Source organism: Klebsiella sp. MS 92-3 (assembly GCF_000195655.1).
Taxonomy (GTDB): domain Bacteria; phylum Pseudomonadota; class Gammaproteobacteria; order Enterobacterales; family Enterobacteriaceae; genus Klebsiella; species Klebsiella pneumoniae.
In genome coordinates this window covers 59,048-81,470 of record NZ_GL882817.1, presented here as the reverse complement: position 1 = coordinate 81,470, position 22,423 = coordinate 59,048, and the positions used below count along the sequence as shown (strand labels likewise).

The 22,423-nt window shown below is 57.6% G+C and carries 22 protein-coding genes and 3 pseudogenes; 6 read left to right on the top strand and 19 right to left on the bottom strand.

The window, feature by feature from the left end:
- Positions 1-59: 59 nt before the first annotated feature.
- From HMPREF9538_RS11320 to HMPREF9538_RS11335, 4 genes and pseudogenes are all read right to left on the bottom strand, one after another.
- The gene (locus tag HMPREF9538_RS11320) at positions 60-605 is read right to left on the bottom strand and encodes a YfaZ family outer membrane protein (protein WP_004177540.1); all 546 of its coding nucleotides are present in this window, start codon (positions 603-605) and stop codon (positions 60-62) included.
- A 394-nt stretch (positions 606-999) separates the two neighbouring features.
- Positions 1,000-1,953: pseudogene (gene yjiA, locus HMPREF9538_RS11325) on the bottom strand (GTPase); the annotation flags it as partial.
- An 11-nt stretch (positions 1,954-1,964) separates the two neighbouring features.
- Complete coding sequence (locus HMPREF9538_RS11330; RefSeq protein ID WP_002887451.1) at positions 1,965-2,168, bottom strand: YbdD/YjiX family protein; 204 nt, start codon at positions 2,166-2,168, stop codon at positions 1,965-1,967.
- 109 nt (positions 2,169-2,277) lie between these two features.
- On the bottom strand, positions 2,278-4,428 hold the full coding sequence (locus HMPREF9538_RS11335) for a carbon starvation protein (RefSeq protein ID WP_002887454.1): 2,151 nt from the start codon (positions 4,426-4,428) through the stop codon (positions 2,278-2,280).
- Positions 4,429-4,812: 384 nt separating this feature from the next.
- Between HMPREF9538_RS11335 and HMPREF9538_RS11340 the strand changes: the two genes are divergently transcribed.
- Together HMPREF9538_RS11340 and HMPREF9538_RS11345 are read left to right on the top strand one after the other, a co-directional pair.
- The gene (locus HMPREF9538_RS11340; protein ID WP_009485366.1) at positions 4,813-5,436 is read left to right on the top strand and encodes a hypothetical protein; all 624 of its coding nucleotides are present in this window, start codon (positions 4,813-4,815) and stop codon (positions 5,434-5,436) included.
- Between the two features lie 127 nt (positions 5,437-5,563).
- A complete protein-coding gene (locus HMPREF9538_RS11345; protein WP_002887465.1) occupies positions 5,564-6,274 on the top strand; it encodes an ascBF operon repressor in 711 nt (236 codons plus the stop codon).
- Positions 6,275-6,348: 74 nt separating this feature from the next.
- Here the strand turns inward: HMPREF9538_RS11345 and HMPREF9538_RS11350 are convergent, their stop codons facing one another.
- The 12 genes and pseudogenes from HMPREF9538_RS11350 to HMPREF9538_RS32315 all read right to left on the bottom strand — a co-directional run bounded on the left by HMPREF9538_RS11350 (position 6,349) and on the right by HMPREF9538_RS32315 (position 16,996).
- Positions 6,349-6,861, bottom strand: a complete 513-nt coding sequence (locus tag HMPREF9538_RS11350; RefSeq protein WP_009485364.1) for a 4-hydroxyphenylacetate 3-monooxygenase reductase subunit — start codon at positions 6,859-6,861, stop codon at positions 6,349-6,351.
- A gap of 19 nt (positions 6,862-6,880) precedes the next feature.
- A complete protein-coding gene (gene hpaB, locus HMPREF9538_RS11355; RefSeq protein ID WP_002887473.1) occupies positions 6,881-8,443 on the bottom strand; it encodes a 4-hydroxyphenylacetate 3-monooxygenase, oxygenase component in 1,563 nt (520 codons plus the stop codon).
- A 225-nt stretch (positions 8,444-8,668) separates the two neighbouring features.
- Entirely contained in the window at positions 8,669-9,559 is an 891-nt protein-coding gene (gene hpaA, locus HMPREF9538_RS11360; RefSeq protein ID WP_004177537.1) for a 4-hydroxyphenylacetate catabolism regulatory protein HpaA, read from the bottom strand.
- A gap of 9 nt (positions 9,560-9,568) precedes the next feature.
- On the bottom strand, positions 9,569-10,927 hold the full coding sequence (gene hpaX / locus HMPREF9538_RS11365; protein WP_004222447.1) for a 4-hydroxyphenylacetate permease: 1,359 nt from the start codon (positions 10,925-10,927) through the stop codon (positions 9,569-9,571).
- 21 nt (positions 10,928-10,948) lie between these two features.
- Positions 10,949-11,746 carry a 4-hydroxy-2-oxoheptanedioate aldolase gene (gene hpaI, locus HMPREF9538_RS11370; RefSeq protein ID WP_009485362.1) on the bottom strand — a complete coding sequence of 266 codons (798 nt, stop codon included), beginning with the start codon at positions 11,744-11,746 and terminating at the stop codon, positions 10,949-10,951.
- Between the two features lie 10 nt (positions 11,747-11,756).
- The gene (gene hpaH / locus HMPREF9538_RS11375; protein ID WP_009485361.1) at positions 11,757-12,560 is read right to left on the bottom strand and encodes a 2-oxo-hept-4-ene-1,7-dioate hydratase; all 804 of its coding nucleotides are present in this window, start codon (positions 12,558-12,560) and stop codon (positions 11,757-11,759) included.
- Positions 12,561-12,668: 108 nt separating this feature from the next.
- Complete coding sequence (locus HMPREF9538_RS11380) at positions 12,669-13,049, bottom strand: 5-carboxymethyl-2-hydroxymuconate Delta-isomerase (protein ID WP_009485359.1); 381 nt, start codon at positions 13,047-13,049, stop codon at positions 12,669-12,671.
- Between the two features lie 9 nt (positions 13,050-13,058).
- Positions 13,059-13,916, bottom strand: coding sequence for a 3,4-dihydroxyphenylacetate 2,3-dioxygenase (gene hpaD / locus HMPREF9538_RS11385; protein WP_009485358.1), 858 nt, complete (start codon positions 13,914-13,916; stop codon positions 13,059-13,061).
- A 1-nt stretch (position 13,917) separates the two neighbouring features.
- Positions 13,918-15,384 carry a 5-carboxymethyl-2-hydroxymuconate semialdehyde dehydrogenase gene (gene hpaE, locus HMPREF9538_RS11390; RefSeq protein ID WP_009485357.1) on the bottom strand — a complete coding sequence of 489 codons (1,467 nt, stop codon included), beginning with the start codon at positions 15,382-15,384 and terminating at the stop codon, positions 13,918-13,920.
- A complete protein-coding gene (locus tag HMPREF9538_RS11395) occupies positions 15,381-16,145 on the bottom strand; it encodes a fumarylacetoacetate hydrolase family protein (protein WP_009485356.1) in 765 nt (254 codons plus the stop codon). Before HMPREF9538_RS11395 ends, hpaE begins: the two co-directional genes overlap by 4 nt.
- On the bottom strand, positions 16,142-16,774 hold the full coding sequence (locus HMPREF9538_RS11400) for a fumarylacetoacetate hydrolase family protein (RefSeq protein ID WP_004146085.1): 633 nt from the start codon (positions 16,772-16,774) through the stop codon (positions 16,142-16,144). The genes HMPREF9538_RS11395 and HMPREF9538_RS11400 overlap by 4 nt, the downstream gene beginning before the upstream one ends.
- Positions 16,775-16,831: 57 nt before the next feature.
- Positions 16,832-16,996, bottom strand: a pseudogene (locus HMPREF9538_RS32315) (hypothetical protein).
- Positions 16,997-17,060: 64 nt separating this feature from the next.
- Here HMPREF9538_RS32315 and hpaR point away from each other — a divergent pair.
- Positions 17,061-17,501, top strand: a complete 441-nt coding sequence (gene hpaR, locus HMPREF9538_RS11405) for a homoprotocatechuate degradation operon regulator HpaR (RefSeq protein ID WP_002887503.1) — start codon at positions 17,061-17,063, stop codon at positions 17,499-17,501.
- A 3-nt stretch (positions 17,502-17,504) separates the two neighbouring features.
- Here hpaR and HMPREF9538_RS32905 read toward each other — a convergent pair.
- Positions 17,505-17,769 (bottom strand): annotated as a pseudogene (locus HMPREF9538_RS32905) (FAD/NAD(P)-binding oxidoreductase); the annotation flags it as partial.
- 212 nt (positions 17,770-17,981) lie between these two features.
- On the opposite strand from HMPREF9538_RS32905, the gene HMPREF9538_RS11410 reads away from it, so the two are divergent.
- Complete coding sequence (locus HMPREF9538_RS11410; RefSeq protein ID WP_009485353.1) at positions 17,982-18,998, top strand: Ldh family oxidoreductase; 1,017 nt, start codon at positions 17,982-17,984, stop codon at positions 18,996-18,998.
- A gap of 118 nt (positions 18,999-19,116) precedes the next feature.
- On the opposite strand, the gene HMPREF9538_RS11415 is transcribed toward HMPREF9538_RS11410, so the two are convergent.
- Complete coding sequence (locus tag HMPREF9538_RS11415) at positions 19,117-20,337, bottom strand: amino acid deaminase (RefSeq protein WP_009485352.1); 1,221 nt, start codon at positions 20,335-20,337, stop codon at positions 19,117-19,119.
- A gap of 43 nt (positions 20,338-20,380) precedes the next feature.
- Positions 20,381-20,560 (bottom strand): hypothetical protein, encoded by a 180-nt coding sequence (locus HMPREF9538_RS11420; protein ID WP_009485350.1) that lies wholly within the window; start codon positions 20,558-20,560, stop codon positions 20,381-20,383.
- On the opposite strand from HMPREF9538_RS11420, the gene HMPREF9538_RS11425 reads away from it, so the two are divergent.
- A complete protein-coding gene (locus HMPREF9538_RS11425) occupies positions 20,538-21,977 on the top strand; it encodes an N-acyl-D-amino-acid deacylase family protein (RefSeq protein WP_009485351.1) in 1,440 nt (479 codons plus the stop codon). The two genes, HMPREF9538_RS11420 and HMPREF9538_RS11425, sit on opposite strands and share 23 nt — an antisense overlap.
- A 10-nt stretch (positions 21,978-21,987) precedes the next feature.
- Positions 21,988-22,380, top strand: a complete 393-nt coding sequence (locus HMPREF9538_RS11430; protein ID WP_004192151.1) for a RidA family protein — start codon at positions 21,988-21,990, stop codon at positions 22,378-22,380.
- Positions 22,381-22,423: the final 43 nt, after the last annotated feature.

Here is a 22,423-nt window from a genome sequence, read left to right as displayed (position 1 = left end):
TTTTTTTTTATGGCTAATGCTCAGCGCACCTTAACTTTATCGCGGGGCGTTGACCATAATCAGAAGGTGACCCCGCCGCCCACATAGGCGCCATCAATCAGGGTGTGGTTCGGGCGACCCTCTTTACCGTCAACGCTCACATGGCGGTAACCCACTTTCAACGTCACTGGACCAATCGGAGACCAGCTCACGCCGCCGTTCGCTTCAACATAGTTTTTCACGCTGTTGTTCAGACCATCCGGCGCGACATACCCTTCGCCAAACACGTGGATGCTGTCGGTCAGGGCCACGTTCACTCCGCCGCCGACCGGAAACGCGACGCCGTTATCGCCTTTTTTCGGCCCGAGGTAGATGGCTTTCGCGCCGGCGTTGAGCATCACCGGGCCCACTTCCAGGTTGTAACCCGCGCCCACGCCGCCGGTCTGGCTACCATCATCGGTATTCTTCAGCCAGTGGCTTTCGGCGTACAGTCCAGAAGAGGATTTACCCATTTCCATATTCAGATTAGTGAAGTTTTTACCCTGTTCAACGGTAAACCCCACCGCCATGGCGGAACCAGAGACCGCGGTCAGGGCTGCAAGAATAAGGATGTTAAGCTTTCTCATGGTTTACTCTTCGTCAATAAAGTTGTCTGAGGGCACCTTAACAAGCGATGTTTACCTCTGCAAATGTGACTTGCGTCGATTTTTTATGCTGGTTTTGTCAGGAAGGTGTTTTGAAAATGTTGTAATGACGTTTGGTTACGGCGAGGTCAATCATCAAATTTAGCCTGTTTAGCCGTGGTTTAATTGGTGGGCTAAACAGAAACTGAACAGAGCAGTCATTAATTATTAAGGGGCCTATTCATTCAGTTTCTTATAATTTCCAAAAATGTTTCTACTGTTACTTATTAAAACGTTGCTTTACATTTTTCGACGCGCTGCCGACGTTTGGTCCCTGTTTTTGACGAGGTCTCAGAGAGAAGGGGGCCTGCGCCTTAGGGCGCAGGCGGGCAGGGTAGCGTCGTAACCCGGCAAACGCCGCGCGAATTTCCTCTTCCGGCAACTGAATGCCGATAAACACCAGCGTGCTGTGCGGCGTTTCATCGCCCCACGGGCGATCCCAGTCGGCGCTGTAGAGGCGCTGCACGCCCTGGAACAGCAGGCGATTTGGCTCGCCGTCGATCCACAGCATGCCTTTATAACGCATCAATTGCTCGGCGAAGGAGAGCAGCAGATTTTCCATTACCCGTGAAACTTCACTGATATCCACCGGATAGTCGAGCTCGACCACAATCGACGAGACGTCATTCTGTTTTTCTGCCACAAAATGAAAGCGCGGTGTGGCGCTGACAACCTTCTCTTCCAGCATAAAACCGCTGGTGTTAAACAACTGGCTTAAATCGATATCGCCGTGAATGACGGTATAAATCGGCGCCCGCGCGTTAATGCGCGCCAGCCGTTCACGCAGCTTTTCGGTGTCGCCGGCGACGTCGGTTTTGGTTAACAGGATCCGGTCCGCGTAGCCGACCTGCGACTGGGCGATGGTGAACTGATCCATCTGCTGGTCGGCATGGACGGCGTCAACCAGGGCGATCACGCCGTCCAGCAGATAGCGCTCGCAGAGCACCTGATGGGAGAAAAAGGTCTGGATAATCGGCCCCGGGTCGGCCATGCCGGTGCATTCAATCACCAGCCGGTCAAACTCGATTTCGCCGCGATCGCGACTGTCGAGGAGATCGAGCAGGGCGTCTTCCAGTTCGTTGGAGCGTGTACAGCAGATACAGCCGTTTGTCAGGGTTTTAATCTGCGTGGCGCGGTCGCCGATGAGCTGATCGTCAACGGAGACTTCGCCGAATTCGTTTTCAATTACGGCGATTTTGAAACCGTGCTGCTCATTGAGGATATGGCGCAGCAGGGTGGTTTTTCCTGCGCCGAGAAAACCGGTGAGTAGGGTGACTGCAATCGGTGCCATTATTGCCTCCATTAACAGCAGCGTACGCCGCCTTTGCCGTCGCCGCCGTAGCGTGCCTGCTGGCGTTCGCGGAAGAATTCTTCATAAGTCATGTACGGCTGATCCGGATGGTTGGTTTGCATATGCGTGACGTAGTTGTCGTAATCCGGAATGCCAATCAGCATTTTTGCCGCCTGACCGAGATATTTTTTTGCCTGACCTAAGTTACCAAACATTATAAGTTCCAGATAACGAATAAAGCCGGATGGCGGCTAGCGCCATATCCGGCCTACGTTAATGCGCTTTTGGTAGGCCGGATACGCGTAGCGCTATCCGGCATCAGGGTTAATGATGTGACGAGGTCTTCACGCCGCCTTCCGGTACCGGCACATACGGAGTCTCTTTGTCGGTACGCACCTTATTGTTGCGGACATTGAGCCAGGTTTTGATGCCGTAGAAGATGATGCTATACACCACCACCAGGAACAGAATACTCAGGCCGGCGTTGGTGTAGTTGTTGACCACGATATGGTTCATGTTGGCGATCTGCTGCGCGGTCAGCTCGCCGCCGGCGGCAATCTTCTCTTTATACTGCTGAGCCATAAAGAAGAAGCCTTCCATCTGCGGGTTGCTGCTGAACAGCTTCAGGCCCAGCGCCCAGGTGGTGCACAGCAGCAGCCATGCCGCCGGGATAACGGTGACCCAGATATATTTGGTGCGCTGCATCTTGACCAGCACCACGGTGCCAAGCACCAGCGCCACGGCGGCCAGCATCTGGTTAGAGATCCCGAACAGCGGCCACAGGCTCTTCACGCCGCCCAGCGGGTCGACCACGCCCTGATACAGCAGGTAGCCCCACAGCCCGACGCAGCCGGCGGTACCGATAATCCCGGCGACCAGCGAGTCGGTTTTTTTCAGGAACGGCACGAAGTTACCCAACAGATCCTGCAGCATAAAGCGGCCTGCGCGGGTACCCGCATCCAGCGCGGTGAGGATAAACAGCGCTTCAAACAGGATACCGAAGTGGTACCAGAAGCCCATATCCGCCATCGGGATGATTTTATGGAATACGTGGGCGATACCGACGGCCAGCGTCGGCGCGCCGCCAGCGCGGTTCAGTACCGAAGGTTCGCCGATATCTTTCGCCGTCTGCAGGATCTGCTCAGGTGAAATCACAAAGCCCCAGGAGCTGACGGTCGCCGCCGCGTGGACGGTCACTTCTTTCAACTGCGCTGCAATCATCGCCGCGTTCTCACCGCCCATTTCATGCAGGTTCGGCATGACGATGCCCAGGCCTGCCGGCGGGGTGTTCATCGCGAAATAAAGGCCCGGTTCGATAATCGAGGCGGCGACCAGCGCCATGACTGCAACAAAGGATTCCATCAGCATCGCGCCGTAGCCAATAAAGCGGGCATCGGTTTCGTTGGCCAGCAGCTTCGGCGTGGTGCCGGAGGCGATCAACGCATGGAAACCGGAGACCGCGCCGCAGGCGATGGTGATAAACAGGAACGGGAACAGCGCGCCTTTCCACAGCGGACCGGTACCATCAATGTACTGGGTCACTGCCGGCATTTTCAGGTCCGGGTTGAGGATAACAATCCCCAGCGCCAGGCCGACGATCACGCCGATTTTCAGGAAGGTGGCCAGATAATCGCGCGGTGCCAGAATCAGCCATACCGGCAGCAGGGCGGAAATAAACGCGTAGCCAATCAGGGTAAAGGTGATAGTGGTATCTTTAAAGGTCAACGCCGGGCCCCAGTACGGGTCGTGGGCAATCACGCCGCCGAACCAGATAGAGGCCACCAGCAGCACGATACCGATAACCGACACTTCACCGACGCGGCCTGGGCGCAGGAAGCGCATGTAGATCCCCATAAACAGGGCAATAGGCACCGTCGAGCAGACGGTAAAGACGCCCCACGGGCTTTCCGCCAGCGCTTTCACCACGATGAGCGCAAGCACCGCGAGGATGATGATCATAATCAGGAAGCAGCCGAACAGCGCGATAGAGCCCGGAACCGGCCCCATTTCCTGCTTGATCATCTCGCCCAGCGAGGCGCCGTTACGCCGTGAGGAGATAAACAGCACCATGAAGTCCTGTACCGCGCCCGCCAGCACCACGCCGGCCAGCAGCCACAGGGTACCCGGCAGATAACCCATCTGCGCGGCCAGTACCGGGCCAACCAGCGGGCCAGCGCCGGCGATCGCGGCAAAGTGGTGGCCAAACAGCACGTAGCGGTTGGTTGGCACATAGTTCAGGCCATCGTTATTAATGACCGCCGGCGTGGAGCGCGTCGGGTCAAGCTTCATCACCTTCTGCGCGATGTACAGGCTGTAATAACGGTAGGCGACGAGGTACACAGAAACCGATGCGACGACGATCCACAGGGCGCTGACGTGCTCACCGCGGCGTAGGGCGACGACTGAGAGGCAAAATGCCCCGATGATTCCGAGAATCACCCAGGGTATGTGCTTGAATAGTTTTTTGGTATCCATAGTAAAACCTGGCGTTAATTAGATGAATAATTGGCCGAAGCCGTCTGGTTTTAAGTAAGGGTTGATGGAGGTATTGATTAGCTAGGCTGCCTCCGATCTTGCCAGAACAGCGCGCGCGTAAAGTTGGGTAAATCGGTGAGTGGTTGTATAGGGGGTTAAGCGGTTACTTGCGGGGGTAAGCGGTTAGATATGAGTACGAGAGCGCGTAAATGTGTGATTAAGCTCACAATATTATTCTGCGCATCTCAAAGATATGCTTTCAAACTGAGGATAACGGTTTTTATCACCCGCAGATCACTATCTTTATTTCAAGTAGAGGTATTTTGATATTATGCTGACTTTGCCATGTCGTATGGATAGCGTTTAACAAAGGGAATTCGAGTTATGAAATTTGTAAAGATAATGATCATCGCCAGTGCTTTTTACTTAACATATGCTCATGCAAGAGAGATACATCAGGCTGTTGATGAGCCGGCAGCCCCTTATAATTTGCGCTGGGGGATGAGTTACGATGAGGCCAGAAACACGCCTTTATATTCTCTGGAGGTATCAGATATCAATTATGCCGGAAAAGACCCGGATCTGATTATCTCAACGCTGACTCCCCAGGAAGTGGGGGCGTTGAAATATCAGGAGATGAAGCTTTATTTCGATAAGAATAAAGGGCTGAAAAGTGTTTTTGTTAGCGCTGATGTTGATTCCAGTCAGCAGGCCTATAAAGTTGATGATGGCCGGGAAGCACTCGCCTTATATAATGAGGAAGTTAAGGTTCTTGATCGAGAATATGGGCCAGCGACAATCAAAGAAGAGTTCATTGCAGAAAAAGGGAAATTCTATCAAAGTCTTTCCGCCTGCATTGCAAAACAGCAGGAGTGGTATAATAAAAGATTAGATCTGAATAAAATAACAAATTGTTCAACCTGGCAACGTACTTATAAAAAAGGTCGGGTAACCGTTTTGCTATACATCGAACCGAGACAAGTTTCCAAACATTATATTTATAAATAAATTAAAGGACTTAACGGTGAGAATGTATAAGATTTTTTTTAGAATTATTGCCATGGTCATTATGGTTATGATCCTTTCTGATTGTCGTCAGTCGTATTATATTGCCAGAAATACGGGGCGCAATATAATGACCTTATCCGACCATCAGCGCGCTAAATCGGCGTTAAACGCTAACGATTTAAATGCAGCTCAGGGCTACCTGACGGGAGAAAAATACAATAATCGCTACAGGCCTGTTAGCGGTGAGGAATCCTGGGGAAGTTTACAATATCGGGCGGCGAAAATCGTCGCCAACGCCGCGGCGAACGGTCAAAAAGTGCGTGATGATGCGCTCTATCTCGCTTATATCTCTTTGTTTGAAGCAGAAGAGGGAGTGCCCGAACATCCCGATATTATGTTGGGTTACATGCATAAAGCCATGGCGCTACTGTTAGCGAATCCGCAATTACTCGATAAAATCGATTCTAAAAATGTCAGTACTTTACCCAGCCAGTTTACCCTTGAACGCTATGCTGTATGGCAATATTTATACGATGGCGGCGAGATTGACTGGACCAAAAAAGCGCCTGAAGGTGAAGGTTATACAATTGCTGGTGAAAGCTATCAGACCTGGAATATCAAGTTAAAAAAAGCCATCTGGAATCGGGGAGACGCTTTTTTAACAAATATAGGTAAACAACAATTTATTCATGACGCTATAGATTATTCGCAATTTCCGGTTATTGCCTGTACCGCCAGGCGAAAAGGCTGGCACTTAACATTACCTGCTGACTACCGGGAACAAAATTTCCGCGGCGGTGGACGTTTTGATTGGGCTTCATGTCGCGCTGTTGAATAAGGCTGGCGGGTGAGATGACGCATATTAAGCGCCAGGTTTACGTATCGGGCGATAAGTAAACCTGGGCGCGGATTTTAGACTGCGACTTCCATTTCCATCATCACCGGGTGGAAACGGCGTTTAAAGTAAATCAGGCCGTGCCCTTGCGGACTCAGGGTAATATTGCGGATCTCCACCAGATACACCAGGTGGGTACCAATGGTTTGCACCTGGCTAATTTCGCCTTCGAGGCTGGCCAGCGAACCCTTCAGCACCGGCTGTCCGAGCGCGCCCTGCTGCCAGCCGCTGAGGGCAAACCGCTCTTCCATCGTCACCCCGGTCATCCCGGCGAAATGACGGGCCATGATTTCCTGTTCGTGGTTCAGCACGTTGATGCACAACTTGCCGTTACCCTGAAACACCGGGTTCATCGCGCTGTTGACGTTGATACAAACCATCACCGATGGCGGCGTATCCGTCACCGAGCATACCGCCGTGGCGGTAATGCCGCAGCGGCCGGCTTCGCCTGCGGTGGTGACAACGTTAACCGCAGCCGACAGGCTGGCCATGGCATCGCGAAAACGCAGGCGTTGTTCATCTAATTGCATTATGACCTCCCGCTGTGAATTACTTCAGCAGCTTATCCAACATGTTGATATCAGCATTATTGTGCAGATGCGGCACCGTCCAGCCGTTCTGGTCGTACTCGGACAGGCAGCGGTCAACCATCGCCATCATTTTGTCCATATTGCCGGAGCTCTGCGCCTGGCGCAGACACTGCAGGCGAATTTCATCCTGGCTACCGGAGTAGTTGATTTCATACAGTTCATGACGGCCGCCGAATTCGCTGCCGATGGCGTCCCACATCAGTTTGAGGATCTTGATACGTTCAACGTGATCCATACCGTTGGAGCCGCGCACGTACTTCGCCAGATACTGGTCGATCTGCGGGTTGTTCAGATCGCGGGCGCTGGACGGCAGATAAATCAGGCCGCTGGTGACGTTACGCTCGATGATGTTCTTGATCTTGGCGTAGGCCATCGGGGCCATCACGCGATAGGTCTGCAGCGCGGCGTGATCCGGCAGCCATGCGCCGTTGACCCACGGCGTCGCTTCCGAGCACATGGAATCGCTCAGCGCCCAGAACATGTTGCGCCACGCCACCACTTCGCCAAGGTCGGCCTGCACGCCGCGGAATTCGAGGGTGCCGGTACATTCCAGAGAACGCTTCAGCAGGGCAGTGATAAAGTCCAGTTTGACCGCCAGACGCACGCAGGCCTGCAGGGGGTACATGCGGGCAAAACCGCCTTCCATGGTCCAGCGACGGCAGCGGTCAAAGTCGCGATAAATTAGTACGTTCTCCCATGGGATCAGCACCTTATCCATTACCAGAATCGCGTCGTTCTCGTCGAAACGGCTGGAAAGCGGATAGTCGTACGGCGATCCGGTCGCGCCGGCGACCATCTCATAGGAGGCGCGGGAGATAAGCTTGACGCCTTCGGCATCCATCGGCGCGACGAACATCAGCGCGAAGTCCGGGTTCTCGCCCATCACCTGTGCGGAGCCGAAGCCGATCATGTTGTAGTGGGTCAGCGCCGAGTTGGTGGCGACCACTTTCGCGCCGCTGACGATGATCCCGGCATCGGTCTCTTTTTCCAGCTTGATGTAGACATCCTTCACTTCATCAGCTGGCTTGTGGCGGTCAATCGGCGGGTTGACGATAGCGTGGTTAAAGTACAGGCCGGTTTCCTGAATGCGGGTGTACCAGTTGCGGGCGTTCTGCTCGAACTGGCCGTAAAACGCCGGGTTGGCGCCCAGCGCGCAGCCGAAGGCGGCTTTGTAGTCTGGGGTGCGGCCCATCCAGCCGTAGCTTAAGCGCGACCATTCGGCGATGGCGTCGCGCTGCTGGCGCAGATCGTCGGCGCTTTTCGCCACGCGGAAGAATTTATGGGTGTAGCCGCCGCTGCCGGTATCGGTGCCCCAGCACAGGGAATCCTGCATCTCCGGTTTGTGCAGCGCATCGTACAGCTGAGCGACGGAGGCCGCGGCATTACGGAAGGCCGGATGCGTGGTGACGTCTTTCACGCGCTCGCCGTAAATATAAATTTCGCGGCCATCCTGCAGGCTTTTTAAATACTCTTCGCCAGTTAACGGGCGTTTCGCGTCGGCGCGGAAATCTTCAGGTTTCATAGGGGCCTCTTCAGTATTTATCGGAATAATGATGTTAAATATATGTTTTGTTTTTGTTGTTTAATTGAAGCGGTTATGGCGCTTGTCGTGAAGGGACGTTTGCGACAACGGCGGGTACTTTTCAGGCGGGAGTGAATTTTGTGATCTCTGCAACTTTTACCGGCTGGCGCGGCGCTGACCCGCCCTACGGTCTGTAGCCCAGGCAAGTGCAGCGCCGCCGGGGTATTACGACACCGGTACTTTTTGCGCCCGGTAGCTGCTGGGCGAGCAGCCGACCTGGCGGCTAAAAAAGCGCGCAAAATAGGCGGGGTCTTTAAACCCCAGCTGCCAGGCAATCTCATTGACCGCGCTATCGGAAAACAGCAGCAGGCGCTTCGCCTCGCGCAGCTGGCGGTCGAATATCAGCCGCTTCGGCGAACGGTTGGCGAAGCGGCGGCAGATGTCGGTCAACCGCGATTCGGTCAGATGCAGCTCCCTGGCGTAATCCGGTACCGTCCAGTGCTGATGGTAGTGGCTGTCGATCATCTGGTTAAAGCGCTGGAATAGCTTCAGCTCGCCGCGCATCCCGCTGGCGGCGTGATCGTCGAGCTTTGCGTTACGCAGCAGCAGGGTAAAGACCGCCTGCGCCAGTAGCGCCAGGGTATGCTCCCGCCCCGGCAACTGGGCGGTAGATTCCCGGCGAATCAGCTGCCAGTAGTGGGCCAGCGCCGCCAGCTCGTCGGGTTTATCCGCCAGCGACAGGCAGATCCCCGGCAGGCCGAAGGTCTCCCGCGTGCCGGGATAAAGTACCTCCAGCAGCGGCCAGATCAGCTCCTCATGGACCGTCAACACATGGCCATCGCTATCGGACTCGGTAATAAAGGCGTGCGGTACCGAGGGCGGCGTTATCACAAACAGCGGCGCCTGCACCGAATAGCGATGGTCATCAAGCTGCAGCTCAATCTGTCCGGTATCAAGGTAGTGCATCTGGAAATAGCGGTCGTGGCGATGCGCCTGCATGTCGCGGCCAAAAAAGGCCGCCATGCGGGAGAACGACTGGTAGTGCACCTCTTCGGTGCCCAGACTCTCGTCGTAATCTTTATTGATGTCGATGTTGGCGATGGAATGCTGGCACATACCCGCTCCTTAGTGGCCTTTTTGCGCCGCTAATCCCGGCGCGGCGGCGGCGTCCTCACGCTGGCTCATTGGAATGCGGGTAAGCACCAGCGCGCCGACGATCAGTAATCCGGCGACAAACCACAGCCCGGAGCTAAAGCTGCCGGTGGTATCGCGCAAAATGCCGATCAACAGCGGGCTGACGGCAGAGCCGACGTTGCCGATAGCGTTGATCACCGCCAACGCCACCGCGCGCGACTGCAGGCTGATCACCCGATCCGGGGTGGTCCAGAAAATGGCCATCGCGGTAAAGGATCCCACCGAAGCCATAATAATGCCGATCAGTTGGATCAGGCTGTGGTGCGTTGCCGAAGCCAGCAGCCAACCCGCCGCGGCGAACAGGTAGGGCAGGATGGTATGCATCTTGCGCTCTTTGCGGCGGTCGGATCGGCGGCTCCACCAGATCATGCCGAAAATAGTGCAGAACTGCGGGATCGCCGCCAGCAGGCCAATCATGATGTTGCTGCTGCCGGTGTTGAAGCTCTGCAGGATCTGCGGCGTCCAGATATTAATGGCGCTGAGGGTATTGGTCAGGCAGAAGTAGGCGAGGGTATACATCAGCACCGCTGGCGTCAGTACTTCGCGCAGCGTGGAACGCGGCGAAGCCGGGACGATCGCCGCATGTTCCCGTTCGCGATCGATCATCGCCTTCAGCGCCTGTTTCTCTTCGTTATCCAGCCAGTTGGCTTTATCCGGCGTGTCGTTGAGGAAGAACCAGGTGACGACGCCGAGCACCACCGACGGCAGGCCTTCCAGCAGAAATAGCCATTGCCAGCCTTTCAGGTTCCACAGGCCGTCGAGCGCCAGAATATAGCCGGAAAGTATCGAGCCGAGCATCATGGTCACCGGCATGGCGATCATAAACAGGGCGTTGGCGCGGGCGCGATGGTAGGCCGGGAACCACCAGGTCAGATAGACGAGGATCCCCGGTAGAAAACCGGCCTCGGCGATGCCGACCAGCATGCGCAGGATGTACAGCGTATGCGGGTTGGTGGCGAACATGGTGCAGGTCGAGGCGATCCCCCAGACCACCATGATCCCGGCGATCCAGCGGCGCGCGCCAACTTTCGCCAGCATGATATTGCTGGGGATCCCGCACAGCACGTAGGTGACGTAGAACAGCGTCGCCGCCAGGCCGAACATGGTGGAGGTCAGGCCGAGATCTTTACCCATCGTCAGACCGGCGAAGCCGATATTAATTCGATCCAAAAATGAGAAAACAAAGAGAACAAACAGGAAGGTAATCAGGCGGCGGAACAGCTTTTTGATCACCCGGTTTTCTACTTCAACGGCTTTATTATCATTGTGTTGCAGGGTAGAGGTAGTCATGTTGCGCTCCACATTATCCGTTCAATAGACGGATTTATTGTTATCGGTTGTGGTGGTTGCGTTGTGGGTAAACCGGGCCGCCAGCGCTTCTGCGCCGCGGGCCAGCAGGGTGGTATCGACGCCGACGGCGACGAACAGCGCGCCCAGTTCGAGATAGCGTTTCGCCAGCTGTTCATTGGCCATCAGGATCCCCGGCGCCTTGCCGGCCTGGCGGATTTTCTGGATGGCATCTTCAATGGCGGCCTGCACTTCCGGGTGCTGCGGATTGCCGCCGTGGCCCATATCAGCGCTGAGATCCGCCGGGCCGATAAATACACCATCTACCCCGTCGACATCGAGGATCTGCGGCAGATTTTTCAGCGCTTCGCGGGTCTCAATCTGTACCAGCACGCACATGGCGTCATTGGCCCGGTGGATATAATCCGGGACGCGATTCCAGCGCGAGGCGCGGGCCAGCGCGCTGCCGACGCCGCGGATGCCGGCAGGCGGGTAGCGGGTGGCTCTGACCGCCAGCCGCGCCTCTTCGGCATTCTGCACCATCGGCACCAGCAGGGTTTGCGCGCCGACATCCAGCAGCTGTTTGATCTGCACCGGATCGTTCCACGACGGACGCACCACCGGCTGGCTGGGGTAGGGCGCAATGGCCTGCAGCTGGGTCAGCACCGTTGGTACATTGTTGGGCGCGTGTTCGCCGTCGATCAGCAGCCAGTCGAAGCCCGCGCCGGCCAGCAGTTCGGCGCTGTAGCTGCTGCACAGTCCAAGCCACAGGCCGATTTGCGGACGGCCCGCTTTTAAGGCGTCTTTAAAGGCGTTATTCATGGTGTTTCTCCTAGACAAACCGGCAGCTGATGGCGCCCATGTTGCCGTAGTCGACGTGGAAGATATCGCCCTTGCGCGCCGGGACCGGGCGGGTGAAGGAGCCGCCGAGGATAATCTGCCCGGCTTCGAGCTGGACATCGTACGGCGCCAGCTTGTTGGCCAGCCAGGCCACGCCGTTGGCCGGATGATTGAGTACGCCCGCGGCGACGCCGGTCTCTTCAATTACGCCGTTGCGATACAGCAGGGCGGAGATCCAGCGCAGGTCGAGCTCGTCCGGTTTAATCGGCCGGCCGCCGAGGATCACCCCGGCGTTGGCGGCGTTGTCGGAGATAGTGTCGAACACTTTGCGCGGACGCTGGGTTTCCGGGTCGATGTTGTGGCAACGCGCGTCGATAAGCTCCAGCGCCGGGATAACGTAGTCGGTGGCGTTGTAGACATCAAACAGCGTGCAGTTCGGGCCGCGCAGCGGTTTGGCCAGCACGAAGGCCAGCTCGACTTCAATACGCGGCACGATAAAGCGGTCGGTGGGAATATCGCTGCCGTCGTGAAAGAACATATCGTCGAGCAGCGCGCCGTAGTCCGGCTCGCTAATCTGCGAGCTGGCCTGCATCGCTTTAGAGGTCAGGCCGATCTTGTGGCCTTTGAGCACGCGGCCTTCGGCGATCTTCATCTCGACCCACTCGCGCTGGACGGCGTAGGCGTCCTCAATGGTGATCGACGGATAATCCAGCGAGATCGCGCGGATCTGTTCACGCTGTTTTTCGGCCTGGTTTAACCGCTGGGCGATCAGGGTTCGGGTCTGTTTATCGAGCATAGTGATTCCTGTGGCATTGTATTGCCGGATGGCGCTTCGCTTATCCGGCCTACAAATTCATGGCCGTTGTAGGCCCGGTAAGCGCAGCGCCACCGGGCAATTTGCACATTATTTAAATAACGCGTGCACGTTGTTTTGTTTGTAGTTCAGCGTCGGGTCGAGCTCTTCCATGGCGAACGACAGCGCCAGATAGCGGCTCTCCATTAGCGTCGCGAAGTGGGATTTGATCAGCGCGAACAGCATATCTCCCACGTCCTGACGGCTCTCCAGGCTGCGCCCGGCGCCGATCTTCAGGGTCATATGCACGAAGGCGTAATCCTGCCTGCCGTCGGCCATCTGCCAGGTATCCAGCCAGTGGGCGCGGCTGCGGATCCCGCCGATCGGAAAGATGCCGGTGGCGGCCAGCGCCTCGTTGACTTTAGCGAACAGCCCCGGTAAATCGGCCTGTTCGCGGATATTGTCGCTACACTCGGCGATAAAATGCGGCATGGGGCCTCCTTACGCCTGCGCCGGCAGCGGGAACACGGCGTTAACCTGGCCGGTACCGGAGCTGGCGAATAGCTCGGTGATAAACTCCACCTTGCCGTCGTATTTATCCCAACCCAGCAGGCCGAGCAGCATCACCGTGTCGTGCATGTTGCCTTCGCCGTAGCAGTAGTCGGCGTACTCCGGCAGCATGGTGCAGAACTCTTTGAATTTGCCTTCGCGCCACAGCTTCACCACGCGCTCATCCATCTGATGGTCAAACTCGCGGGTATAGCTGTTCATGCCCTCTTCGGCGCGCTGGTCGTCGATAAAGCGATGCGACAGCGAACCGCTGGCCAGCACCGCCACGGTGCCATCGTATTTGTCGATGGCCTTGAGGATGGCCTCGCCCAGCTTGCGGCTGTCGGCAAAATCGTGAACGGTACAGAAGGCGGAAATGGACACCACTTTGAAATGCTTATCGCTATTCATGTAGCGCATCGGCACCAGGGTGCCGTATTCCAGCTTCAGGCTCGGAATATTGTGCGCCTTGGCGCGTACGCCAAGCTTGACGGCCTCGTCGGCAATCAGGTGACCCAGTTCCGGGTTGCCGTCGTAGTCGTAGGTCATGTCGCGAATAAAATGCGGCAGTTCGTTACTGGTGTAGACGCCCTGGAAATGGTCGGCACAGTTGATGTGGTAGGCGCTGTTGACCAGCCAGTGGGTGTCGAACACGATAATGGTATCGACGCCCATTTCACGGCAGCGCTTGCCAATTTCTTTATGTCCGTCGATCGCGCCCTGACGGCAGCCGTGGTTTTTCCCCGGCAGCTCAGACAGATACATCGACGGCACGTGAGTGATTTTTGCTGCTAACGCTAACTTACCCATATCAGACTCCCCATTTCGGGATCGGATGGTCGCCCATCGAGATGCAGACGTTTTTCATTTCGGCGAACACTTCAAAGCTGTATTCGCCGCCTTCGCGGCCGGTGCCGGAGGCCTTCACGCCGCCGAACGGCTGGCGCAGGTCGCGCACGTTCTGGGTGTTGACGAACACCATCCCGGCTTCAATACCGCGTGCCAGACGCAGCACTTTGCTGACGTCCTGGGTCCAGATGTACGACGCCAGGCCGTATTCCACATCGTTCGCCAGGCGCAGCCCTTCCGCTTCGTCTTTGAACGGCAGCAGGCAGGCGACCGGGCCAAAAATCTCTTCCTGGGCGACGCGCATGCGGTTGTCGACATCCGCCAGCACCGTCGGGCGCAGGAAGTTGCCGGATTTCAGATGCGCCGGCAGATCTGATGGTTTATCCGCGCCGCCGGCCAGCAGGGTGGCGCCCTCTTCAATGCCGAGGCGAATGTAGCCGGACACTTTCTCCCAGTGCTGCTTGCTAATCAGCGCGCCGACCTGGGTATTCGGATCGGTCGGATCGCCCACGCGCAGGCGGTTGGCGCGCTCGGCGAAGCGTTTGACGAACTCCGGATAAATACTCTGCTGAATGAAAATGCGCGAACCGGCGGTGCAGCGTTCGCCGTTGATCGAGAAAATGGTGAACAGCGCGGCGTCGAGCGCGCGCTCGATATCGGCGTCTTCAAAAATCAGCACCGGCGATTTTCCGCCAAGCTCCATGGAGTACTTTTTCAGGCCGGCGTTTTTCATGATGTTGCGCCCGGTGGCGGTACCGCCGGTGAAGGAGACGGCGCGCACATCATGATGGCGTACCAGCGCGTCGCCAGCGGTGGCGCCATAGCCCTGCACTACGTTGAGCACGCCAGCCGGGATCCCGGCTTCCAGCGCCAGCTCGCCCAGACGATCGGCGGTCAGCGGCGACAGTTCGGACATTTTCAGCACCGCGGTATTCCCCAGCGCCAGGCACGGCGCCACCTTCCAGGTGGCGGTCATAAACGGCACGTTCCACGGCGACACCAGCGCGCAGACGCCAACCGGCTGCACGAGGGTGTAGTTCAGCATCTTGTCGTCGACCGGATAGGTCTTGCCGTTCATCTGCTGGCATACTTCGGCGAAAAATTCGAAATTGTGTGAGGCGCGCGGGATCAACACGTTTTTGGTCTGGTGGATCGGCAGGCCGGTATCGGCGGTTTCCATCGCCGCGATCTCCGGGACGTTCTGATCGATCAGATCGCCCAGGCGGCGCATCAGGCGCGCGCGCTCTTTCATCGGCAGGTTAGCCCACTTCGGAAAGGCCTCTTTTGCCGCCGCTACCGCCTGGTTGATTTCGGCTTCGCCGCCGGAGGCGACTTCAGCCAGCACCTCGCCGGTGGCCGGGTTGGTGGTATGAAAATAGTCTGCGCCGGCAACGTTTTTACCGTTGATCCAATGGTTAATCTTTTTCATGACAGTGTCTCCTCATACGCTTGCTGGCTGATGATATGGTTGACCAGGCGGCCCACGCCCTCGACTTCAACGATCACCTCATCGCCCGGCACCACATCGGATAGCCCTTTCGGCGTGCCGGTGGCGATCATGTCGCCCGGTTGCAGGGTCATAAATTCGCTTAAATAAGCGATGAGGAACGGGATGCTGAAGATCAGATCGGCGGTGGTGCCCTGCTGGCGCAGTTCGCCGTTGACCCAGGTGCGTAGGGCCAGATTATGCGGATCCGGGATCGCCTCTTTGGCGACGATCCACGGGCCGATCGGCGTCAGGGTGTCGCGGCTTTTCACCCGCAGGTTCGGGCGGTAGTAGTTTTCCAGATAGTCGCGGATCGCGTAGTCGTTGCACACGGTATAGCCAGCGACATAGTCCATGGCCTCGGCTTCGCTGACGCGGCGCGCGGTTTTCCCGATCACCACCACCAGTTCGGCTTCGTAGTGCATGTATTCGACGTTATCCGGGCGTACCGACTGCTGCTGGTGGCCAATAAAAGTGTTTGGCGCTTTGATAAACACCAACGGCTCAGTTGGCGGTTTAAATTCCAGCTCGCTGGCGTGGTCGGCGTAGTTGAGCCCCAGCGCGAACAGCGTGCCGTCGGCGGGCGGCAGCCAGCGGAATTCGCCTTCTTTCAATACCGTGCCATCGGGCAGGCGCACCTGGTCGCGTTCATCGACCAGCACGTCGCGTACCTGTCCCTGCCATTCAATGCGTGCCTGTTTCATGCCAGCTCTCCTTCTGCGACAACCGGGTTTTCGAGCGCCGGGAAACCGTCGGCGAGAATACGTACCCGGTCGCCGGGGCGCAGCGTGACGCGGGAGTGGGGCGTGCCGATAAGGATCGCGTCGCCGGGATTGAGGGTGGCGAACTCGCTCAAGGCGCTCAGCAGCTGCGCGGCATTACGCTGCAGATCGCCGGTATGCCAGCTATCCGCCTCGCGGCCGTTAATTTCGGTGATGATGGTCAGATCGTCGACGTTGCGTACCGCCGATAGCGTGCCGATGGGACAGAAGCCATCGCGGCACTTGGCTTTGATCGCCGGGCGATAAAAACTCTCTTCCGGCAGACTCACATCGTTAGCCAGCGCGTAGCCAGCGATATAGTTCGCCGCCTCTTCCGCCGCCACTTTACGCGCGGTTTTGCCGACAATCAGCGCCACCGTTGCGCCGCTTTGTACGGTCTCGCCCTGCGGATACGGGATCGCTTCGCCATCGCCAATTACGGTATTGCGCGGCTTGATAAACCAGACCGCGGTTTTCGGCGGCGTCTTGTAGGGGGCCTGTTGAAACGCCTCGCGCCAGGCGTCGAGCTGGCTGCGATGATTGAGCGCAACGGCGAAGATGGTACCTTTCATTCACCACTCCTCTGGGACAGATTTCGGTTCAAAGGGATTTTGTTAATATATTAATGATCATCTTTTATGCTTTGCGCTGAGGTTTAGCAACTGGAAGTGAATGTTTTGTGATCGTATTAACACAATATTTACATAACAATTAATTATTTGTTATAAATCAATAGATTGAATATTTTTCAGGAAAAGACTGGTACTTTTCAGGTGCAGAAACCGGTTGTACATGGCAGGATTAACGCTAATTATTAAGTTATTAATAAGTTTTTGGTGAGGCTGTTGAGGGGATACTATGCATGATTCATTAACCATTGCCTTGTTGCAGGCGCGTGAAGCGGCGATGGCCTACTTTCGACCGATCGTCAAACGGCACAATCTCACCGAACAGCAGTGGCGGATCGTGCGAATTCTCGCCGAACGTCCATCGATGGACTTTCACGATCTGGCCTTTCGCGCCTGTATCCTGCGCCCCAGCCTGACCGGTATTTTGACGCGCATGGAGCGGGATGGGCTGGTGCTGCGCTTAAAGCCAGTTAACGATCAGCGCAAGCTGTACGTCTCGCTGACGCCTGCCGGAACTGCGCTGTACGAAAGCGCCCAAGCGGAGGTGGAAGAAACCTATCGCCTGCTGGAGGCCCAGTTCACCACGGAAAAGCTGCAGCAACTGACCTCCCTGCTGGAGGAGTTTATTGCGCTTGGCGTCCCTGCCGGGCGCGGCGATGAAGAAGAGTAGCGGTTACGGCTCGGCGCTCAGCCTGGCGAGGGCAATAAGCGTTTCCGCGCGGGCGGGGGACAGCGGCTCTCTCGGCTGCGGCAGCGGCCAGCCATACAGCCAGCGGGCGCTGGGTCAGTTTGGCCTGCAGCCAGTCGTCGGCGGCAGCCACGTCGCCGCAGCGCACATCTTCGCAACGGCACAGCAGGCTCTCCGGCGTCGCCGCGTTTTTCAACGACTCCGCCAGCCGGAAGGTGCGGTTGATGGCCGCGGCGAAGCGCTGCCAGCGCTGCAGCAGAGGATCAGTTTCTGCCAGTAAACCACGCCGCCGCCGTCGGCGGTTTCAAACAGCGCGTTGTGCACGGAGGGGCGGGCAATCAGCCGCGCGCCCTTCACCTTCCGGATGGCGGCGATGTCGTTGGGGATTTACTACTGGGGCGCGCGCAGCTGCCTGCCGCAGGCTAACTTTAGCGGAGACGAAGAAGAGTAAAGGAGAACAGTATGGAGTCGGTAACTCTATCGTTACCTGAAGCTTATGACCTGGCGCTGGAGGTACTCAGCGCCAATGGATTTAGCGCCGACCACGCGGCGGCGATTGCCCGCAATGTGACCGCCGGGGAGCGCGACGGCTGCGCTTCCCACGGCCTGTGGCGGCTGTTGGGCATTGTCGATACCCTGCGCAAAGGTAAGGTATCGCCCGATGCCGAGCCGCAGATCCATGACCAGGCGCCGGGGATTGCGCGGGCGGACGCCGGGGGCGCTTTTTCACTGCTGGCCTACGAGCGCGCGCTGCCGCTGCTGCTGGAGAAGGCGCGCCACAATGGCATTGCGGCGCTGGCAATTAATCGCTGCGTTCATTTTTCCGCGCTGTTTGCCGATATTGAGCCGTTGACCGAGGCAGGGCTGGTAGGGCTGGCCTGTACGCCAAGCCACGCCTGGGTCGCCCCGGCGGGCGGCACACGTCCGCTGTTCGGCACCAACCCCATCGCCTTCGGCTGGCCGCGGCAGGATAAGCCGCCGTTTATTGTTGATATGGCGACCAGCGCCGCGGCGCGCGGCGAGATCCAGCTGCATCAGCGCGCCGGCAAAGCGCTACCGGAAGGCTGGGGAATCGACAGTCAGGGACAGCCAACGACCGATGCCGCAGAGGTGCTGAACGGCGCGATGTTGACTTTCGGCGGCCATAAGGGCTCGGCGCTGGCGGCAATGGTTGAGCTGTTGGCCGGGCCGCTTATCGGCGATATGACCAGCGCCGAATCGCTGGCGTGGGATAACGGCGCGGGCGGTCTCCCCTACGGCGGCGAGCTGATTCTGGCGCTGGATCCGCAGCGTTTTCTCGGCGCACAGGCACCAGAGCAGCTGGCGCGCGCCGAAACGCTGTTCATGGGTATGCAGGAACAAGGGGCGCGGCTGCCGGGCGAGCGGCGTTTTGCCTGCCGCCAGCAGAGTGAACGGCAGGGGGTCATTATCAGTCGTTCATTGCATGATGAGATTTGCGCCTTGCGCCAGGGCGGGTAAGGCGCGAAGCGCCGCTACCCGATACATCCCCCGGCTCGCGCTACGCTTAGCCGGGCTACCGAACGTCGCGGGTTGTGTAGCCCGGGTAAGGCGCGAAGCGCCGCTATCCGGATGCCTGTCAAAACAGCGTGTCGAGCTCGTCCAGCACGTTGTAGTCGTCATCGACCAGCAGCAACGTCTTCCACTTATCAAAGGTCAGACACGGGTGCGAGGTGCCGAACAGCAGAATATCGCCGACCTGCACATCGCTGCCCGGCGCCAGGCGCAGCATACAATGCTGATCCATGATGCCGGTGCTGACGATCGACTCCGCGCGCAGCGCTAACTCCTGGCCATTACGATAATGGGCGATCGGCTGCGGCAGCCCGGCGTCGAAAGCGCAGTCGCGCTTGCCGAAATTCACTACCGCGCGATCCGCCTCCGGCACCGATTGCACCATCGCCATCAGCTCCAGCGCTGAAGTGAGATCGCCGGCGAGATCGCAGGCAATCGGATCGCGGGCGATCAGCTCTTGTTGGGCGAGATCGTAGATCCCGCGATCGTGGGTGATATAACAGCCAGGGCGAATAACGATACGGCAGCGGCGCGGTTTTGCCGCCGCCAGCCAGATATTGCATACCACGTCATACCAGACGGTGCCCGCGCCGGTGAGAATAAATTCGCCGTCAACCAGCGGCTCCATGCGGCAGGCAAGCGCCGCAGCCTGCTGTAACAGCGCTTCCACCTGCGGCTGCGGATCGTCGCCGTGCAGCACCCCTTCATACAGTTCCAGACCGCGTAGCCGTAGCCCCGGCAGGTCGCTTACCCGCTGCGCCAGCGCCAGCGCGTCATCAACGCTACGACAGCCGCAGCGCCCGCCAGGCACGCCAAGTTCAATCAGCACATCCAGCGTTTGTCCCTGGTCTGCGAAGAATGCGGAGAGGGCGCGCACGTTGACCTCGCTATCGACGCAGCAGATAAAATCCACCGCCCGATAGTGGGCTTTTAGCTGCGCGACCACCTGCATATTGGCTTTGCCGACCAGCTGATTGACCATCAGGACGCGTTGGATGCCGCTGGCCATTGCCGCGCTAGCCTGCCAGACGCTGCCTACGCCGATCCCCCACGCCCCCGCTCGCTGCTGCGCCTGAAATATCCATGGCGTCATTGTCGTTTTACCATGCGGCGCCAGCGATACGCCGCGGGCGTCGGCGTAGCGCTGCATCCATGAAATATTATTTTCCAGCGCCGACTTTTTTAGCAGCGCGGCGGGTAGACAGACCTCTTCCGCCAGCAGATTAGCCGGCGCGGACATGAGGGCGGATTTGTGCGGGATGATCGGTGCTGAATGGTATTTCATAACACTATCCTTTCAGGGTTTATAATCGGTTAGTCGCTTGGTATCATTTATAACTATTTGATAAATATATTTTTAATATAAAAATGTTATTCGTTTTGAATAAAAGTATCACAAAACGATCTGAGTTTTGCGTAGTTTTCCACTGTTTTTTGCGCTTGTAAATGGTTAACTTATCGGCATGTCGAAAGGGAGTAATTGCTATGAAAGTTGACTGGCTTTTCAAAAACGTCACGGTGATCGACGGGAGCGGCGGGCCGCAATACCGTGCTGATGTGGCGGTGAAGGGCGATCGAATTATGGCTATCGCCCCGGCGCTGGACGTTGCGGCGGTGCAGGTGATTGATGGCCAGGGGCGGGTACTGGCGCCGGGCTTTATTGATGTGCATACCCATGATGATATCAACGTGATCCGCATGCCGGAGTACTTGCCGAAGCTCAGCCAGGGGGTGACGACGGTGATCGTCGGCAACTGCGGGATCAGTGCGGCGACCGCCACCATGCGGGGGGAAGTGCCGGACCCGATGAATCTCCTCGGCGAGCAGCAACACTTTATCTATCCCACCGTGGAGGCTTATGCCCATGCGGTGGAGGCGGCGCGACCGTCGCTGAATGTCGGCACGTTAATCGGTCACACCGCGCTGCGTAATAACCATATGGACGATCTGTTTCGTCCGGCGAACGAGACGGAAATCGCCGGCATGCGCGTACAGCTACGCGATGCGCTGCGCCAGGGAGCATTAGGGCTCAGTACCGGGCTGGCCTACGCCAGCGCCTTCCAGTCGACCACCGAGGAGGTGATGGCGCTGGCGGAAGAGCTGGCGGCCGGGAAGGGCGTCTATACCACCCATTTACGTTCAGAGTTTGAGCCGATTCTCGAGGCGCTGGACGAAGCCTTCCGTATTGGTCGCCACGGCAACGTGCCGGTGGTAGTTTCGCACCACAAGTGCGCCGGGGCAAAAAACTGGGGGCGTACCAAAGAGACGCTGGCGTTTTTCGATGAGATGCGCCAGCAGCAGGATATCGCCTGCGACTGTTATCCCTATTCAGCCAGCTCATCGACGCTGGATATGAAACAGGTGACCGACGAGTTTGATATCGTGATTACCTGGTCCGAAGCGCAGCCGGAGCAGGCGGGGAAAACGCTGCAGCAGATCGCCGATGAGTGGCAGGTGAGCCTGCACGACGCCGCGGCGCGGCTGATGCCGGCGGGCGCTATTTATCACAACATGGATGAGCAGGACGTACAGCGGGTGATGCGCTATCCGGTCACCATGATTGGCTCTGACGGGCTGCCGAACGATCCGATGCCGCATCCGCGCCTGTGGGGCGCCTTCCCGCGGGTGCTCGGCCACTATAGCCGCGACGAGCAGCTATTCCCGCTGACTACCGCGGTACACAAGATGACCGGGCTGTCGGCGGCGCGCTTCCAGCTGGCGGATCGCGGGCTGGTGAAAATTGGCTACTTTGCCGACCTGGTGCTGTTTGACCCGCAGACGGTGCGCGATGTCGCCAGTTTCTCCGACCCGAAACGACCGGCGGACGGCATTGAGGCGGTGATGGTCAACGGCGTGATGAGCTACGGCAGTGATAAGAAAATTACCGGACGGGCAGGGCGTTTCCTGCGTCGTCGGATGGACTAAGGAGTTGAGTATGAGTATCAAGCGTTATGGCGTAGAAGGTGGTACCGGTACCGGCGGGCAGCACCTGCCGTTCGCGCGGGCGGTGGAAGCGGGAGGCTGGCTGTACGTTTCCGGCCAGACGCCGATGAAAAATGGCGAAGTCGTGGAAGGCGGGATTGTCGACCAGTCGCGTCTGGCGATTCAGAACTGCGTAGATATCATGACCGAAGCGGGCTACACCCTGGCCGACGTGGTGCATGTTAAAGTGATCCTCACCGATGCGCGCTATTTTCAGTCGTTCAATAAGGTATTTCGCGAGTTCTTTGGCGACAACCCGCCTGCCCGCATCTGCTGCGTAGCGGACCTGGTGGTGGATTGTAAAGTCGAAGTGGATGTGACCTGTTTTAACGCTTCTCGCGCATAAAAAGTTAGTAACCAGAAATATAAACAGTCATTTTGAGCGCTGA